This is a genomic window from Streptomyces sp. NPDC018019, assembly GCF_044327805.1.
In the GTDB taxonomy this organism is placed as follows: Bacteria; Actinomycetota; Actinomycetes; order Streptomycetales; family Streptomycetaceae; genus Streptomyces.
The window spans coordinates 45,178-61,698 of the sequence record NZ_JBIRGD010000009.1; the positions used below are offsets into that span (position 1 = coordinate 45,178).

Sequence of the window (16,521 nt, forward strand, 5' to 3'; positions counted from 1 at the left end):
CATGACATCTGTCATCACGGAGTCACGACACCCGACACTGCCGGACACCCCCGCGCCACCGGCAGGCTGGATCACATGACGAGCACAGCCACCACCACAGACCGGTCCGCCGGGCGCCGCGCGGGCCCGGCGCCCGTGGTCAGCTTCCGGAAGGTCAGCAAGAACTACGGCTCCGTACGGGCGGTGGCCGACCTCGACCTGGAGCTGTACCCGGGCGAGACCGTCGCGCTCCTCGGCCCCAACGGCGCCGGCAAGTCCTCCACCCTCGACCTGCTCCTGGGCCTGCGCAACGCCGACACCGGCTCCGTGTCGCTGTTCGGCACCACCCCGCAGCGCGCCATCGAGCAGGGCAGGGTCGGCGCGATGCTGCAGAGCGGTGGCCTGATGGGCGGTGTCAAGGTCCGTGAGCTGGTCCGGCTCGCCGCCGACCTGCACCCGCACGCCTACCCGGTCGACCGGATCCTGGCCACCGCCGGGATCACCGAGATCGCCGACCGGATGGTCGACAAGCTCTCCGGCGGCCAGGAGCAGCGGGTGCGGTTCGCGCTCGCCACGGCCGGCGCCAACGACCTGATCGTGCTGGACGAGCCGACGACCGGCATGGACGTCTCCTCCCGGCAGACCTTCTGGGGCACCATGCGGGCCCAGGCCCAGCAGGGCCGTACGGTGCTGTTCGCCACCCACTACCTCGAAGAGGCCGACGAGATCGCGGACCGCGTGATCGTGCTGCACCGCGGCCGGGTGCTGGCCGACGGCACCTCCGCCGAGATCAAGGCGCGGGCCGGCGCCCGCCGCATCGCCTTCGACCTGGACGGTCCGGCCGACCGGGAGGCGCTGCGCGGCCTGCCGTGCCTGACCTCCCTGGAGGTCTCCGGGCGCACCGTACGCATCCAGTCGCAGGACGCCGACGCGACGATGCACGCCGTCTACGGCCTCGGCCTGTACCCGCGCAACCTGGAAGTGGCCGGTCTCGGCCTGGAGCAGGCGTTCATCGCCATCACCGACGCAGCGACCGCCGAGGAGGCGGCACGATGACCACTCTGATCAAGCTGGAGATCGTCCGCGCCCTGCGGAACAAGAAGTTCATGTTCTTCTCGGTGATCTACCCGCCGGTGCTCTACCTGATCATCGCGGGCGGCGCCGACAGCAAGCCGATCCCGGGCTTGGGCCTGGACATGGGCCTGTATTACATGGTCGCCATGTCGGCGTTCGGCGCGATGACCGCCGTGCTGATCGGCAACAGCGAGGCGATAGCCAAGGAGCGTGAGAAGGGCTGGGTGCGGCAGCTGCGGCTGACCGCGCTGCCCGGCCGCGGCTACGTGGCCGCCAAGATGGGCTCCGCCGCGACGATCAGCCTGCCGTCGATCCTGCTGGTCATGCTCGTCGGCGCCACGGTCAAGGGCGTACGGCTGGAAGTCTGGCAGTGGGCCGCCATCCTCGTCGGCACCTGGCTCGGCAGCTTCGTCTTCGCCGCGCTCGGCGTGGCCATCGGCTACCTGGCCAGCGGCGACGCGGTCCGCCCCATTGCGATGATGGTCTACTTCGTGCTGGCGTTCCTCGGCGGGCTGTGGATGCCGCTGACGATCCTGCCGCAGTGGGTGCAGAACATCGCCGAGTGGCTGCCCACCCACGCGTACGCCGCGCTCGGCACCGCCGTCGAGGCCGGGAGCGCCCCGCACGTCAAGGACATCGCCATCCTCGTCGGCTACCTGGTCGTCTTCGCCGGGGGCGCGGCCTGGCTCTACCGGAAGGACACCCGCACGGCATGAACGAACCGGAGACCGACCCCAACCCGGTGATGTTCGGCAGGGCTCCCCGCACCCTCAGACAGGCGCTGGCGAAGTCCGTCTGGATCGTCATCTGGTTCCTGTACCTGTCGGGCCCGATCGGGGACCTGGCCGGGGGAGAGCTGTCCCCGGCGGACGACGTACTGGGCTGGGCCGGTCTCCTGGCGTTCATCGCCGTCTACTTCGCGCTGGTCTTCCGGCACATGACGCACCGGCCGATGCCGGACGGCCTGGTCCGGGCGGCCGTGTTCGTCATCGTGGCGCTCGCTGCCCTGCTGGCCTGGGAGATCGGCCCGAACTGGCTGGTGCTCTTCACCTTCGCGAGCGTCTCCGTGGGCGTCACCCAGCCCTTCCGCATCTCACGGTGGGCCATCCCCGCGCTGACCTGCGTCCTCGTACTGATCGGCTTGCGCTATCCGAACGTGCACGTCTACCTCTTCGCGTACGCCCTGCCCTGCCTGCTCAGCGGGTTCGCGATGGTCGGCGTGCAGCACATGATCCGTACGATGCAGGAGCTGCGCGCCGCACGCGAGGAGGTCGCCCGGCTCGCCGCCAACGAGGAGCGGCTGCGCCTCGCCCGGGACCTGCACGACCTCCTCGGCCACTCGCTCTCCCTGATCACGCTCAAGAGCGAGCTGGCCGGGAGGATGCTGCCCGGCACCCCGGACGCCGCGGCCCAGCAGGTCGCCGACATCGAACGGGTCAGCCGCCAGGCCCTGGTGGACGTCCGCGAGGCCGTCACCGGCTACCGGCGCCCCCGCCTCACCGTCGAACTGGCCGGGGCCCGCGCCGCGCTGCGCACCGCCGCGATCACGGCGGACTTCGACCCGGCCCTGGAGCAGGAGCACCGGGGCCTCGGGGAGGACGGGGAGGGCGCCCTGGCCTGGGCGCTGCGGGAGGCCGTCACCAACGTCGTACGGCACAGCTCCGCCGGCCGCTGCGAGGTGCTGCTCACCGAGGAATGGGAGGCCGACGAACGGCGCTACCTGTGCCTGTCCGTCACCGACGACGGCACCGGCCCGGCCCGCGGCGCACACGACGGCAACGGCCTCAGCGGCCTGCGCGAACGCCTCGCCCTGGCCGACGGCCGGCTGGAGACGGGCACCGCGCCGCGCGGGCGCGGCTTCGTCCTGCGCGCGTACGTCCCGCTCGGCGCCCCGCCGGTGAGCGGCGCCACCACCCGCACCGCGGACCACAGCCCGTCCGGGGCGTGACAGCCGGCGTCCGCACCCCGGCCGGGCGGCCACCGGCGGCTCCGGCGCACGGGAGCGCCCGCCCCCGCTCCCCCCGATGGAGTGGCCCGGCGCGGGAACCGGCGCACCGGCGCCGGGGGCGGTGCAGGCTGGCGCCATGCCACCCATCGACCCGCGGGCCGTCGTCCGCCCCCTCGCGCCGCCCGGCTGCCCCACCTGCCGGGACCGGCGCAGGCTGTGGAAGGACACCAGCGACTCGGGGCGGGGCCAGGAGGTCTGGCACTGGTGGTGCTCCGGCTGCCGGCAGACCTTCGAGCCGGCACCGCAGCACCGGCGCTACTACGTCTAGGGTCTGCCCGGAGCGCCGCCGCGACCAGGGCGGTCCCGCCGTCGCGTTCCCGTCCGTTCGCCCGGGGTGACCAGGGGTTTCTTCGGCTGGCTAGGGTGGTCCGTATGACTGACCCGTGCGACGGCCGGCCCGTGAAGACAGTGCGCCTCCTCCTCGCCGAGGACCAGTCCATGGTCCGCGAGGCGCTGGCCGCGCTCCTGGGGCTGGAACCGGACCTGGAGGTCGTGGCCCAGGCCGCGCGGGGCGACGAGGTCCTCGACGCGGTGCGGAAGCAGCCTGTGGATGTCGCGCTGCTCGACATCGAGATGCCCGGTATCAGCGGGCTGGACGCCGCCGCCCTGCTGAGCGCCGAGTTCCCGGCGCTCAAGATCGTCATCCTCACCACGTTCGGGCGGCCCGGCTACCTGCGCCGCGCGATGGAGTCCGGCGCCGACGCGTTCCTGGTCAAGGACGCCCCGGCCGCGCAGCTGGCGGACGCCGTACGGCGGGTGCTGCGCGGCGACCGGGTCATCGATCCGGCGCTCGCGGCGGCGGCCCTGGCCGACGGGGCGAACCCGCTCACCGACCGGGAGCGCGACGTGCTGCGCGCCGCGGCCGACGGCTCCACCAACGCGGAGATCGCCGCCGCTCTGTGCCTCTCCCAGGGCACGGTACGCAACTACCTGTCCACCGCCATTCAGAAGACGGGCGCCCGCAACCGCGCCGAGGCCGTCCGCACGGCCGGCGACAAGGGCTGGCTGTAGCCCGCCCGCCGTGCTGTAGCCCGCGCCCTGTAAGGAGTCTCACCCGCGCCCCGCCCCCACCAGGACCTTCGACCCTGGGCCGGCCGGTACGGCGGACGCAGGCTGGAAAGGTGACGACCTTCCAGCGATCCCCGGCGCGCGACCGCGGTGTGGCGGTGCTGCTGATCATCGCGACCCTGGCCATCACCCTGGTGGACGCGGTGACCGGCCCGCAGCTGCACTTCGCCCTGTTCATGGGGATCGCGCCGCTGATCGGCGCGCTGCGCTGCACCTACCGGTGGACCGCCGCGGTGGCCGCCGTGTACCTGCTGTGCCAGCTGCTCATCCAGCTCCGGCTCGTGCCGGAGTGGTCCGTGGCCAGCAAGGCCGTCGGCGTTTTCGGGGCGGTGCTGGTGGCCGTCTTCGCGCTGGTGCTGTGCCGCACCCGGCTGGACCGGGAGGCGCTGTACGCCCGTACGCGCATGGTCGCCGACGCAGTGCAGCGGGAGATGCTGCGCGAGCTGCCGCTGCGGGCGGGCCCGTTGGAGGCGTACGGGTTCTATGTGTCCGCCCAGGAGGGCGCCCGGGTCGGCGGGGACATCTACGAGGCCGTGGAGACGCCGCACGGGCTGCGGCTGGTGATCGGCGACGTACAGGGCAAGGGCATGCCCGCGATCGGCGCCGGGCACGAAGTGCTGGCCTCCTTCCGGGAGGCGGCCCAATACAAGGACACTCTCGAAGCCGTCGCCGAACGCATGGAACAAGCGCTGTGCCGCTACAACGCCCGCTCCGCCGAGCGAGGCGGTCAGGAGCGGTTCGTCACCGCGCTGCTGCTGGAGGTGCGGGGCGAGGACCGCGCGAACGTCCTGTCCTGCGGCCACATCCCGTACTACCTCGTACGGAACGGCCAGATCACCGAGCGCACCGACGGCGAGGGCGGTCTGCCCCTGGGACTCGGCGGGCTGACCGGCGAGGCGCGGCAGAGCGTGGCCGTCGAGCCGGTGGCGGACGACTGGATCGTGCTGTGCACCGACGGCGTCACCGAGGCGCGCGGCGCGGACGGCGAGTTCTACCCGCTGGCCGGCCGGCTGGCCCGCTGGACGCACCTGGAACCCGCGGAACTGGCCCGGACCCTCCGCGCCGACCTGGAGCGCTTCACCGGCGGGGAGCTGAAGGACGACGCGACCGTCCTGATCGTGCGCCGCCGCCCGCACACCGCACCGCGGCCGGACGCGGACGCCACCGCCCGGGCCCCGCAAGATCAGTTGAGCATGGCGCGGGCCGCCGCCGCCTGACGGCGCACCGTCGCCGCGGCGGCCGGATCGACCGCCTCGACCACCTTCGCGTACTCCTCCAGTTCGGCCGCGCCGCCGAGGAAGTCGCCGCGCTGCACGAGCAGTTGCGCATGGTCGTGGCGCAGCCTCGCCGGATGGCGGGGCAGCAGCAGGGACAGCTCGACCGCCCACAGCTGTACGGCGGTGTGCTCCGGCCGGGCCGCCGCCCACGCCCGGATGTTGTTCAGGATGCGCAGCACGATGTCCAGCGGATCGGCCGGCGTGAGCATCTGCTCGGTCGGCGGCGCCCCGGTCGCGCCCGCCACCAGCACCTCCGCGTCCTCGTCGGTCAGCAGCCGCCCGCCGTCGAAGGGATCGGCGAGGACGTGTGCGCCGTACGGGTCACCGAAGCCGACGACGAAGTGGCCCGGCAGCGCCACCCCGTACACCGGGGCACCGGCCCGGCGCGCGACCTCCATCCACACCACCGACAGGAGGATCGGCAGGCCGCGCCGGCGCCGCAGCACCTCGTGCAGCAGTGACGACTCCAGGCGCCGGTAGTCGGCGGGCGTGCCGTGGAAGCCCAGGCGTGCGCCGAGCAGTTCGGCGACGTTGCGGGCCCAGGGGCGCGGGCCCCCGGCCGGGGCGTACGGCAGCCGCCCGGCCAGCGCGTCCAGTTCGATCTGCGCCGCGTCCGCGCCCGCCTCGTCCAGCGCGGGGTCGGCCTCCGCCGCGATCAGCAGGCACAGCCGGGCCAGGTCCGGCCGCTCGTCGCGGGCGGCCTCGGCGAACCGCCGCCGCCGCTCGGCGGAGGCGCCGTCTCCGTCCGGCTCCGGGTGCATACGAGGTTCGTACCCGTTCAGCTCGGGCCTCCCTGAGTGGCGCGCCAGTGGTGGTAGTGGTGGTGCGTGCCGAAGCCCAGCCGGTCGTAGAGCGCGCGGGCGTCGTGGTTGTCCGTCTCCACCTGGAGGTACGCGGCCGAGGCGCCCTCGTCCAGGGCCTTGCGGGCGAGCGCCGCCATCACGGCGGAGGCCAGCCCGCGCCGCCGGTGCGCCCCGTCCACCTCGACGGCCGCGAACCCGGCCCAGCGCCCGTCCACCACACAACGCCCGATCGCGATCACCTCGCCCGCCTCGTCCGGCACGCTCGCGAACCACACGGACGGGCCGCCGTGCAGGACCTGGAGCACCTCCGGCCCGGGCACCCCGGCCCGCTGGTAGCGGCGCAGCCACCGCGCGTCCACCTCCCGGGCGAGCGCCACCCGGGAGACGTCCGCGTCCAGATCGCCGACGGGGGCCAGCGCGGCGGTCCGCGTCTCGGCCGACACCTCGCGCGTCCAGCCGCGGCTGTCCAGTTCGGCCGCCAGCCGCTCCTGGGTCCCCGGGGCGCCCGTACTGACCTGGAGGTAGGCGGGCAGCGAGCGCTCCGCGTACCAGGCGCGGACCCGCTCCAGCGCGGTGTCCAGCGGCAGCCCCGGATCGCCCAGGGCCGCCACCGAGTTGGCCCGCCGGGTGAAGCCCGCGCTGGCCCGCAGCTGCCACTCGCCCAGCCACGCGCTCTCCACCGGCGGCCAGCCGCGGGCGGCCACCCGGTCCAGCTCGGGCGCGCTCGTCGCGGGGGAGCGGCGGCGGGCCGGCGCCGCGGGCACCGTCTTGCCCGCGACCAGCGTGGCCTCGGAGATCCGGACGGTCTCTCCGTTCCGGCGTGTGATGCTCAGCACACCGTCGTCCCAGGATGTGAGAACGCCAACCGTGTCGGTGAACTTCGCGGTCCCCTCCCCAGCGCCGCTCAAGCGCCGGACAGATACCCTTTTGCCCACGTCAGCACGGGTGATGTGGACCTCCAACCGTCCGCCGGTAGTGAATTCCACGGCTCTACCCGCCCCTCTTGTTCGTCTCCTGCCCGGGAACGGAGATACTAGGTGCGGGCATCGACGACGCCGCGCTCCCGCGCGCCCCGCGGCGGAACTGCCAATCGGTCCGCCAGCCCTACCGAGGAGGAACGACAGCGTGACCTACGTCATCGCGCAGCCTTGTGTCGACGTCAAGGACAAGGCATGCATCGAGGAGTGCCCCGTCGACTGCATCTACGAGGGCTCCCGGTCCTTGTACATCCACCCGGACGAATGCGTCGACTGCGGCGCCTGCGAGCCGGTCTGCCCGGTCGAGGCGATCTTCTACGAGGACGACACCCCGGAGGAGTGGAAGGACTACTACAAGGCGAATGTGGAGTTCTTCGACGAGCTGGGCTCGCCCGGCGGTGCCAGCAAGCTGGGCCTGATCGAGCGCGACCACCCCTTCATCGCAGCGCTGCCGCCGCAGAACCAGTAAGCGGCCGCATGGCGCCGCCCCGGTCCCGTACGGCCGGCCTCCCCGTCACCTGAGACCGGGATGCCGACGCCGCACGGGGCCGAGGCGTTTCCAGCCCTGTGCAGCCAGAGGAACGTGAGGAAAGAGAGCAACGTGGGCACCGTCTCATCCCGTCTTCCGGTCTTCCCCTGGGACCGGCTGGAGCCGTACAAGACCACGGCGGCCGCGCATGCCGACGGCATCGTGGACCTGTCCGTGGGCACCCCGGTCGACCCCGTGCCCCCGCTGATCCGAAAAGCCCTCACGGACGCCGCCGACAGCCCCGGCTACCCCACGGTGTGGGGCACCCCCGCGCTGCGCGACGCGATCACCGGCTGGGCGGGCGAGCGCCTCGGCGCCACCGGCCTGGCCCACACCAACGTGCTGCCGGTCGTCGGCTCCAAGGAACTGGTCGCCTGGCTGCCGACCCAGCTCGGCCTGGGCGCCGGCGACCGCGTCGCCCACCCGCGCCTGGCCTACCCCACGTACGAGGTCGGCGCGCGCCTGGCGGGCGCCGAGCCGGTCGTCTACGACGACCCCTGGGAGCTGGACCCGGCCGGCCTCAGGCTGCTGTGGCTCAACTCGCCGTCCAACCCGACCGGCCGCGTGCTGAGCGCCGGCGAGCTGCGCCGTACGGTCGCCTGGGCGCGCGAGCACGGCGTCCTGCTCTTCAGCGACGAGTGCTACATCGAACTGGGCTGGGAGTCCGACCCGGTCTCCGTCCTGCACCCGGACGTCTGCGGCGGCTCGTACGACGGCATCGTGGCCGTCCACTCGCTGTCCAAGCGCTCCAACCTGGCCGGCTACCGCGCCGCGTTCCTCGCGGGCGACGCCGCGGTCCTCGGCGAGCTGCTCCAGATCCGCAAGCACGGCGGCATGATGATCCCCGCGCCCGTGCAGGCCGCCACGATCGCCGCGCTCGGCGACACCGAGCACGTCGGCGAGCAGCGCGAGCGCTACGCCCGCCGCCGCACGGCGCTGCGCGAGGCCCTGGAGGCGGCCGGCTTCCGCATCGAGCACAGCGAGGCGTCGCTCTACCTGTGGGCGACGCGCGACGAGTCGTGCTGGGACACCGTCGCCGACCTCGCCAAGCGCGGCGTCCTGGTGGCGCCGGGCGACTTCTACGGGAGGGCGGGGGAGCGGTTCGTACGGGTCGCCTTCACCGCCACCGACGAGCGGGTGGACGCGGCGGTACGGCGCCTGGCGCAGTGAGCCGGTGCCCGTGGCTCCGGCCACGGGCACACGGAAGCCCGGAGCGGACGCCTTGCGCAGGCGTCCGCTCCGGGCTTCGCGCGGTGCGGCCCTTCCGTCAGTTGATCGGCAGCCCGTTCGTCGGCAGCAGGTCCGAGGCCAGGCCGCTGTCGCCGACCGCCTGGGCCAGACCGTCGGTGGACAGCGAGTCGGTCAGGCCGTCGGTGGACAGGCCGTCGCCCGGCAGCGTCTCGGTCAGGCCGTCGGTCGGCAGGCCGTCCTCGGTGGCCGTGTGCAGGGTGTCGGTGAGGATGTCCCCCGCGCTGTCCGCGGTGTCGCCGGCGGCGTTGCTGGCGGCCTCCTTCGCGGCCGGGGCGGTCTCCTTGAGCGTCTTGCCGGTGGTCTTGCCGGCCGACTTGCTCAGCGCCGGAACGGCCTTGCGGACGACCTTGCCACCGGCCTCGGCGGCGTTCCCGCCGGTCTCGCCGGCGAGGTCGCCGGCGCCCTGCACCGCGCCGTCCGCGGTGTCGGCGAGGCTCGCGGTGTCCACCGCGGTCAGGCCGCCCAGATCGGCGGCCTTCGGCAGTTCCACGGCGCTCGCGGAGCCTGCCGCACCGACCACGGGGGCTGCGCCGGCGGCGACCAGCAGCGCGGCTCGGGCGATCCGGCGCGAGAGGGGGAGGGACATGGTGCTCCTTTTACGGAGAGGGACTGGTTCTTCTGACAGACGTGCCGTGTCCGCCGGCGGGGCGCGGTGGCTGCCGGGCGCACGACGTGACTACCGCGCCAGACCCGCGAAGGTTGCGGCGCCGCCGGTAAAGAATCGGTGAGGGGTCACATAATCTGCTCCGGATGAAACCGGGCAAACTGCGCCGGACGCAGTACGGTGCCGAAACGTCACGCCTCTGTGTTCAGGCGGGGTCCATGCCATTCGAGTGATCTCGTCGGCGACCCTGTGGCCCCCGCTGCGCCCGATTGACGCCGTTAACTCGACCGAGCGACCCGCCGGACGGCTGCTCGGTGACGCCCGTGCTGACGGCGGGGCGGCCGTCCGGGTTACGGGCGCGGCGGGCCGCAGCGGGCCCGGCGCCGGGCCGGACGGGCGCTTCCCGGTCTCCCGGCGGCCGGCCGCCGGACCTCACCGCCCGGTGACGATCCGTACGTCCGTACCCGAAGTGCGCGCTGCCTCGCCGGTGGCCCGCTGCCAGGCCTTCCCGGAATCGGCCGCGGACCACATCTTCCCGGCGTAGGAAATCTGCTCGATGCCCAATTCGCCGGAGTGGGCCATCGCCCAGGTGGCCAGCTCCCAGCCGCGCCGCGCGTTCCCGGAACCGTCGCCGCCCGCCGCGGCCCCGCCGGCCTGGCCCCCGCCCGGCGGCCGGTGCGCCACCGCGCTCTCGTCCCCGTCGCCGCCGGCCGGGTCCGGCCGCACGGCGGGCACGGTCAGCACCCGGTCGCCGTCCCCGGCACCGCCCTTGCCGCCGTCCGGCGCGGCCCCGCCCGTGCGCGGCAGGACGTCCGGCCCGAACTCGCGCACCAGCTTCTTGCGCACCTGCTCCGTGCCGCCCGGGTGCTTCTCGTCCGCCGGACGGTTCACCGAGCAGGTCATCGCCGCCCCGTCGCGCCCGGTGAGCGCGCCGGTCAGCAGCGCGGCGTCCGGCTCGTGCTTGGCGTACGCCTGCGGGTAGCCGCTGCGCTGCACCCTCTGCGCGGCCACCGTCAGCGGCAGCCGCGAATAGCCCGGCACCTTGACCAGGTGCGTGTAGAACTCACCGGCCGAGTAGACCGGGTCCATGATCTGCTTGACCGTCCCCCAGTCCTGCGACGGCCGCTGCTGGAACAGCCCCACCGAATCGCGGTCGCCGAAGCCGATGTTGCGCAGCCCGGACTCCTGCATGGCGGTCGCCAGCGCGATCGTCACGGCCCGCTCCGGCAGCCCGCGCGAGGAGCCGACGGCCGCGATGGTCGCGGCGTTCGCGGCCTGCTCCGGCGAGATCTCGTACGGCTCGCCGCCGTCCGCGGCCCGTACCGAACAGCGCGGCGCACCCGGGCCGCCGGTGACGTACTGCACGAGGAGGTACACCCCCAGCCCGACGAGCACGGCGAAGGCCGCGCCGGTACGCAGGAGGCGCTTGCTGCGGGTGGGAGCGGTGGGCTGGGGGGACACGCAGCCAACGGTACTGGAGGGCCGCCGGTAGGGTCGGACCCATGGAGCCCGCTACGCAGACCCCCGCACTGGACCTCTCCCGCGACGCGGCCGAGCTGACCGCGCAGCTCGTCGACATCCCGTCCGTCAGCCGGGACGAGAAGGTCCTCGCGGACGCCGTCGAACACGCGCTGCGCGCGCTCCCGCACCTGACGGTGGAGCGGGACGGCAACTGCGTGGTCGCGCGGACGAACCAGGGCCATGCCGAGCGGGTCGTGCTGGCGGGCCACCTGGACACCGTGCCGATCGCCGGCAACGTGCCCTCGCGGCTCGACGAGGACGGCGTCCTGTGGGGCTGCGGCACCACCGACATGAAGTCCGGCGTCGCCGTACAGCTGCGCATCGCCGCCACCGTCCCCGCGCCCAACCGCGACCTGACCTTCGTCTTCTACGACGCCGAGGAGATCGCCGCCGAGTTCAACGGCCTCGGCCGGCTGGCCGAGCACCACCCGGACTGGCTCGCGGGCGACTTCGCCGTCCTGCTGGAGCCCTCGGACACCCAGGTGGAGGGCGGCTGCCAGGGCACCCTGCGGGTCCTGCTGCGCACCGCGGGCGAGCGGGCCCACTCGGCGCGCAGCTGGATGGGCAGCAACGCCATCCACGCGGCGGCGCCGATCCTCGCCCGCCTGGCCGCGTACGAGCCACGGCGGGCCGTCATCGACGGGCTCGAATACCGCGAGGGCCTGAACGCGGTACGGATCGAGGGCGGCGTGGCCGGCAACGTCATCCCCGACGCCTGCACGGTCACCGTCAACTTCCGCTACGCGCCCGACCGCTCCGCGCAGGAGGCGCTCGACCACGTCCGCGAGGTCTTCGCGGACTGCGGCGTCGCCGAGCTGGTCGTCGACGACCACTCGCCGGGCGCGCTGCCGGGGCTGTCGCACCCCGCGGCCGTCGCCTTCATGGCGGCGGTCGGCGGCACCGCGAAGCCCAAGTTCGGCTGGACCGACGTCGCGCGGTTCAGCGCGCTGGGCGTGCCCGCTGTCAACTACGGCCCCGGGGACGCGCTGCTGGCGCACAAGAAGGACGAAAGGGTCGCCACCGACCGCATCCGGCACTGCGAGGAGCGCCTGCGGGCCTGGCTCACCGCGTAGCGCACCGGGTACACCCGCCCCTGATGCTTCCCGGCATCCGGAATTGCCCTGCCCGCCACCTGCGTCGATCTACCCTTGCCGGACACCGACCGGCAGCGGAGGGAGCACGATATGGCCATCCCCGAGGAAGAGCGGGCGTGGGACGAACAGCGGCTGGGACCGGTGGTGCGCCGGCGCGACCAGGTGCAGCGGGGGACGACGGACCAGCGGCTGCTGGACACCGCCGAGGGGGACACGGACTGGGTGCACACCGACCCCTGGCGGGTCATGCGCATCCAGTCGGAGTTCGTGGAGGGCTTCGGCGCGCTGGCCGAACTCCCGAGTGCCATCAGCGTCTTCGGCTCGGCCCGTACCCCCGTCGGCTCGCCCGAGTACGAGACGGGCGTGGCCCTAGGCCGGGCGCTGGTGGAGGCCGGCTTCGCGGTGATCACCGGCGGCGGGCCCGGGGTGATGGAGGCCGCGAACCGGGGCGCCCGGGAGGCCAGGGGCGTCTCCGTCGGCCTGGGCATCGAGCTGCCCTTCGAGCAGGGCATGAACCCGCACGTCGACATCGGCGTCAACTTCCGCTACTTCTTCGTCCGCAAGACGATGTTCGTGAAGTACGCACAGGGATTCGTCGTGCTGCCCGGCGGCATGGGCACCCTCGACGAGCTCTTCGAGGCGCTGACCCTGGTCCAGACGCGGAAGGTGACCCGCTTCCCGATCGTGCTCTTCGGTACGGAGTACTGGAGCGGCCTGGTCGACTGGCTGCGCGACACGGTGGTCGCCCAGGGCAAGGCGTCCGAGCACGACCTGCTGCTGTTCCACGTCACCGACGACGTGGCGGAGGCGGTCGCGCTGGTGTCCAAGGAGACCGGCAAGTAGCCGAACGGGCGGAGCGCCCCGGGCGCCTCCCAGCGATGGCCGGGGCGGCCGGCCGGACCGCCCGCCCGCGCTACGCGAGCCCCCGGCGGGCCACCGCCGGGGGCCGGTGGCCCGCGATCGAGGCCACCATCTCCAGTACCTGCCGGGTCTCGGCGACCTCGTGGACGCGGTAGACCTGGGCGCCCAGCCACGCCGACACCGCGGTCGTCGCCAGCGTCCCCAGCAGCCGCTCCTTGACCGGCTTGTCCAGCGTCTCGCCGACGAAGTCCTTGTTCGACAGGGAGACCAGCACCGGCCACCCGGTGTCCGTCATCTCGCCGAGCCGGCGGGTCGCCTCCAGGCTGTGCCGGGTGTTCTTCCCGAAGTCGTGCCCCGGATCGATCATGATCGCGTCGCGCCGTACGCCCAGCTCCGCCGCGCGCTCGGCCAGGCCCAGCGTCACCCGCAGGATGTCCGCCATCACATCGTCGTACGCCACCCGGTGCGGGCGGGTCCGCGGCTCGACACCACCCGCATGGGTGCACACCAGCCCGGCGCCGTAGCGGGCCGCGACCTCGGCCAGCTTCGGGTCCACCCCGCCCCACGCGTCGTTCAGCAGGTCGGCGCCGGCCTCGCAGACCGCCTCGCCCACGTCGTGCCGCCAGGTGTCCACGCTGATCACCACGTCCGGATGCCGCCTGCGCACCTCGGCCACGAAGCCGACCGTGCGCCGGGCCTCCTCCGCGGCGCTGACCTCCTCGCCCGGGCCCGCCTTGACCCCGCCGATGTCGATGATCGCGGCGCCCTCCGCCACCGCCTGTTCCACCCGGGCGAGCGCGGGCTCGTCGCTGAAGGTGGCCCCTTGGTCGTAGAAGGAGTCCGGGGTCCTGTTCACGATCGCCATGATCACCGGCTCGTGCGCAGTGAACTCCCGATTCCCCAGCCGCAGCATCGCTTCTCCCTCTTCCTGGTCCGCCAGCGACCCTAACGGTCGCACCCGCATGGCACGATCAGTGCCAACACATAGCTCGGGGAGATGGTCGTGTTCTGGTTCCTGCTGATCGCGATGGTCGTGGTGGTCGCCGCGGTCACGCTCGCCGTGATCGGCGACGGTGACGAGGGCGGGCTCGGCGAGGCCGCGCCGGACCGGCTGTACGAACCGCTGCCCGCCGACCGGCCCCTCTCCCGCGCCGACGTGGAGGCGCTGCGCCTGCCGGTGTGCGTGCGCGGCTACCGGATGAACGACGTCGACGACGTCCTGGACCGGCTCGGCGCCGAGCTGGCCGAGCGGGACGCGCGGATCGCCGAGCTGGAGTCCGCCCTCGCGGGCGCGCACGCCGCGGCGATGGGCGCGCCCGGCCTGATCAAGGACGGGCCCGCGGACCGGGCCGGGGAGCGGCCGGCCGAGGAACGGCCGACCGGGGAGGCCGCCGCGGCTTCCGACGGCGACGAAGAGGGGAAGACGGCCTGATGACCGGAGTGATCACGGCGCCGGACGGGGTGCCGCGCTGCCCCTGGGGCATGGAGTCGGAGAAGATGGCCGACTACCGCACGTACCACGACACCGAGTGGGGCCTGCCGGTCCACGGCGACGACGCGCTGTTCGAGCGGATGAGCCTGGAGGCGTTCCAGTCCGGGCTGTCCTGGATCACGATCCTGCGCCGCCGTGAGGGCTTCCGGGCAGCGTTCGCTGACTTCCGGATCGAGGCGGTCGCCCGGTTCACCGACGCGGACGCCGAGCGGCTGCTCGCCGACCCCCGCATCGTCCGCAACCGCGCGAAGATCAACGCGGTGATCGGCAACGCCCGGGTGGCGGCCGGGCTGGCCCCGGGCGAGCTGGACCGGCTGATCTGGTCGTACGCACCCGAGCGCGGCACGCGGCGGGCGCCGCGCACCCTCGCCGACCTGGCGCCGGTCACCCCGGAGTCCACGGCGCTGGCCAAGGACCTGAAGAAGCGCGGCTTCCGCTTCGTCGGCCCGACCACGGCGTACGCGACGATGCAGGCGTGCGGCCTGGTCAACGACCACCTCGTGGACTGCCATGTGCGGGACGCGGTGGAGGCGGCGGCCGAGGTCTGAGCGGACGCCCGCCCGGCCGCTCCCTGGCCGGACGGGTGCCAACCGGCTAGCGCCCCAGGAAGCGCGGCTTCTCCTTCTTCACGAACGCCTCGACCGCGATGTGGTGGTCCTCCGAGGCGCCGGCCCGCGTCTGGAGCTCCTCCTCCTTGCCGAGCGTCTCGGCGAGCGTGTGCCCGGCCCCGTACGCGAGGGACTCCTTGATCGCGGCGTAGGCGGCGGTCGGTCCCGCGGCCAGCGTGCGGGCCACCGCCGCCGCCTCGGCCGCCAGCTCCGCCGCCGGTACGACCTTGTTGGCGATGCCCAGGTCGTACGCCTCCTGGGCGGTGATGCTGCGCGGGAAGAGCAGCAGGTCGGCGGCGCGGCCGTGGCCGACGAGGCGGGGCAGTGTCCAGGAGATCCCCGAGTCGGCGGTGAGCGCGACGCCCGCGAAGGACGTGTTGAAGGAGGCCGTGTCGGCGACGATCCGGAGGTCGGCGGCCAGCGCGAACCCGGCTCCGGCGCCCGCCGCGACGCCGTTGACCCCGGCCACCACCGGCTTCGGCATCCCGGCGAGCGCCGTGACGATGGGGTTGTAGTGCTCGCGCACCGTGCTCATGGTGTCCTCGGAGCCGGTCGCGCGGTCCTCCGCCAGCAGCCCGATGTGCTCCTTGAGGTCCTGGCCCACACAGAAGGCCCGTCCGGTGGCGGTCAGCAGGACGGCCCGTACGGCCGGATCGGCGGCGGCCTCGCGGAGCGTGTCCCGCAGGGCGGCCTTGGCCTCCGTGTTCATCGCGTTCATCGCGTCGGGACGGTTGATGGTGATCGTCCCGACGCCGTCGGTCACGTCGTAGAGCACGGTGTCGGCCATGGTGAGGGGTCCCTCCGTCGCGGCTCGGGCTGTCCGGCTGTGGCAGCCGTCGCTCAGGATGCCGGAGATCATCGGCGTCCGTCATGTGACGTACGTCAAAGAACCGGCGCGGACCGGACACCGGTGGATGGCGAAGTATCGCAGCCCACTCCCCGAATTGGGTGGTTTTGCGAGAGCGCGTTGCCGAAGGGATGCTCCCCGATGTTGGTCATCGGGTCGTGCGATGCGGGATAATGGCCTGGAAGCAATGTGTTCGATGCCGGTGACACCTGGGTTGTCGGCTGCGTGAGCTGGTTTCAGGAAGGGGAACGAGCATGGCGGCCATGAAGCCGCGGACGGGCGACGGCCCGCTCGAGGTGACCAAGGAGGGGCGGGGCATCGTCATGCGCGTTCCGCTCGAAGGCGGCGGTCGACTCGTCGTCGAGCTGACTCCCGACGAGGCCAAGGCCCTGGGCGAGGCCCTGGAGAAGGTCACCGTCTGACAGGGCAGCCGCCCTGATGCTGCGGTCTCCCGGGCTTGTCCCCCTGGACCCCCAGCCGAATACCCGGGCCCCGGTGGGCGCCGCGCACATGCGCGATGCCTGCCGG

General features: G+C 73.4%; 19 protein-coding genes. 13 read left to right on the forward strand and 6 right to left on the reverse strand.

The features are described 5' to 3' along the window. Positions 1–75 precede the first annotated feature (75 nt). The 6 genes from ACH4FX_RS16950 (at position 76) to ACH4FX_RS16975 (ending at position 5,346) form a co-directional block, all read left to right on the forward strand. A complete protein-coding gene (locus ACH4FX_RS16950) occupies positions 76–1,035 on the forward strand; it encodes an ABC transporter ATP-binding protein (protein WP_398479581.1) in 960 nt (319 codons plus the stop codon). Beyond that, positions 1,032–1,769 (forward strand): ABC transporter permease, encoded by a 738-nt coding sequence (locus ACH4FX_RS16955; RefSeq protein ID WP_398479583.1) that lies wholly within the window; start codon positions 1,032–1,034, stop codon positions 1,767–1,769. Before ACH4FX_RS16950 ends, ACH4FX_RS16955 begins: the two co-directional genes overlap by 4 nt. Continuing rightward, a complete protein-coding gene (locus tag ACH4FX_RS16960; protein WP_398479585.1) occupies positions 1,766–3,001 on the forward strand; it encodes a sensor histidine kinase in 1,236 nt (411 codons plus the stop codon). Before ACH4FX_RS16955 ends, ACH4FX_RS16960 begins: the two co-directional genes overlap by 4 nt. 136 nt (positions 3,002–3,137) lie before the next feature. Then, positions 3,138–3,329, forward strand: coding sequence for a hypothetical protein (locus ACH4FX_RS16965; RefSeq protein ID WP_398479587.1), 192 nt, complete (start codon positions 3,138–3,140; stop codon positions 3,327–3,329). A 104-nt stretch (positions 3,330–3,433) separates the two neighbouring features. Beyond that, a complete protein-coding gene (locus tag ACH4FX_RS16970) occupies positions 3,434–4,072 on the forward strand; it encodes a response regulator transcription factor (protein ID WP_398479589.1) in 639 nt (212 codons plus the stop codon). Between the two features lie 110 nt (positions 4,073–4,182). After that, complete coding sequence (locus ACH4FX_RS16975) at positions 4,183–5,346, forward strand: PP2C family protein-serine/threonine phosphatase (RefSeq protein WP_398479591.1); 1,164 nt, start codon at positions 4,183–4,185, stop codon at positions 5,344–5,346. On the opposite strand, the gene ACH4FX_RS16980 is transcribed toward ACH4FX_RS16975, so the two are convergent. Both ACH4FX_RS16980 and ACH4FX_RS16985 read right to left on the reverse strand, forming a co-directional pair. Then, entirely contained in the window at positions 5,313–6,167 is an 855-nt protein-coding gene (locus ACH4FX_RS16980; protein WP_398479593.1) for a tetratricopeptide repeat protein, read from the reverse strand. The genes ACH4FX_RS16975 and ACH4FX_RS16980 overlap by 34 nt on opposite strands. A 17-nt stretch (positions 6,168–6,184) precedes the next feature. Continuing rightward, positions 6,185–7,195, reverse strand: coding sequence for a GNAT family N-acetyltransferase (locus ACH4FX_RS16985; RefSeq protein WP_398479595.1), 1,011 nt, complete (start codon positions 7,193–7,195; stop codon positions 6,185–6,187). Positions 7,196–7,334: 139 nt separating this feature from the next. Here ACH4FX_RS16985 and fdxA point away from each other — a divergent pair, with 139 nt between their 5' ends. Both fdxA and dapC read left to right on the forward strand, forming a co-directional pair. Further along, positions 7,335–7,655, forward strand: a complete 321-nt coding sequence (gene fdxA, locus ACH4FX_RS16990) for a ferredoxin (protein ID WP_018089397.1) — start codon at positions 7,335–7,337, stop codon at positions 7,653–7,655. A 132-nt stretch (positions 7,656–7,787) separates the two neighbouring features. Further along, positions 7,788–8,885 carry a succinyldiaminopimelate transaminase gene (dapC, locus tag ACH4FX_RS16995; RefSeq protein WP_398479597.1) on the forward strand — a complete coding sequence of 366 codons (1,098 nt, stop codon included), beginning with the start codon at positions 7,788–7,790 and terminating at the stop codon, positions 8,883–8,885. Between the two features lie 97 nt (positions 8,886–8,982). Here the strand turns inward: dapC and ACH4FX_RS17000 are convergent, their stop codons facing one another. After that, positions 8,983–9,552: an ATP-binding protein gene (locus tag ACH4FX_RS17000; protein WP_398479599.1), complete on the reverse strand. Its 570-nt coding sequence runs from the start codon at positions 9,550–9,552 to the stop codon at positions 8,983–8,985. 450 nt (positions 9,553–10,002) lie between these two features. Next, positions 10,003–11,031, reverse strand: coding sequence for a heavy metal transporter (locus ACH4FX_RS17005; RefSeq protein WP_398479601.1), 1,029 nt, complete (start codon positions 11,029–11,031; stop codon positions 10,003–10,005). Positions 11,032–11,072: 41 nt separating this feature from the next. Between ACH4FX_RS17005 and dapE the strand changes: the two genes are divergently transcribed. Continuing rightward, positions 11,073–12,164, forward strand: coding sequence for a succinyl-diaminopimelate desuccinylase (gene dapE / locus ACH4FX_RS17010; RefSeq protein ID WP_398479603.1), 1,092 nt, complete (start codon positions 11,073–11,075; stop codon positions 12,162–12,164). A gap of 111 nt (positions 12,165–12,275) precedes the next feature. Next, the gene (locus tag ACH4FX_RS17015) at positions 12,276–13,028 is read left to right on the forward strand and encodes a TIGR00730 family Rossman fold protein (protein ID WP_398479605.1); all 753 of its coding nucleotides are present in this window, start codon (positions 12,276–12,278) and stop codon (positions 13,026–13,028) included. Between the two features lie 70 nt (positions 13,029–13,098). On the opposite strand, the gene folP is transcribed toward ACH4FX_RS17015, so the two are convergent. Further along, entirely contained in the window at positions 13,099–13,959 is an 861-nt protein-coding gene (gene folP, locus ACH4FX_RS17020; protein WP_398479607.1) for a dihydropteroate synthase, read from the reverse strand. An 84-nt stretch (positions 13,960–14,043) separates the two neighbouring features. Between folP and ACH4FX_RS17025 the strand changes: the two genes are divergently transcribed. After that, positions 14,044–14,478, forward strand: a complete 435-nt coding sequence (locus ACH4FX_RS17025; protein WP_398479609.1) for a DivIVA domain-containing protein — start codon at positions 14,044–14,046, stop codon at positions 14,476–14,478. After that, complete coding sequence (locus ACH4FX_RS17030) at positions 14,478–15,086, forward strand: DNA-3-methyladenine glycosylase I (RefSeq protein WP_398479611.1); 609 nt, start codon at positions 14,478–14,480, stop codon at positions 15,084–15,086. Before ACH4FX_RS17025 ends, ACH4FX_RS17030 begins: the two co-directional genes overlap by 1 nt. A gap of 46 nt (positions 15,087–15,132) precedes the next feature. Here the strand turns inward: ACH4FX_RS17030 and ACH4FX_RS17035 are convergent, their stop codons facing one another. After that, the gene (locus tag ACH4FX_RS17035; protein WP_398479613.1) at positions 15,133–15,933 is read right to left on the reverse strand and encodes an enoyl-CoA hydratase/isomerase family protein; all 801 of its coding nucleotides are present in this window, start codon (positions 15,931–15,933) and stop codon (positions 15,133–15,135) included. A 314-nt stretch (positions 15,934–16,247) separates the two neighbouring features. Between ACH4FX_RS17035 and ACH4FX_RS17040 the strand changes: the two genes are divergently transcribed. Then, complete coding sequence (locus ACH4FX_RS17040) at positions 16,248–16,415, forward strand: DUF3117 domain-containing protein (protein WP_003985072.1); 168 nt, start codon at positions 16,248–16,250, stop codon at positions 16,413–16,415. The last annotated feature ends 106 nt before the right edge of the window (positions 16,416–16,521 follow it).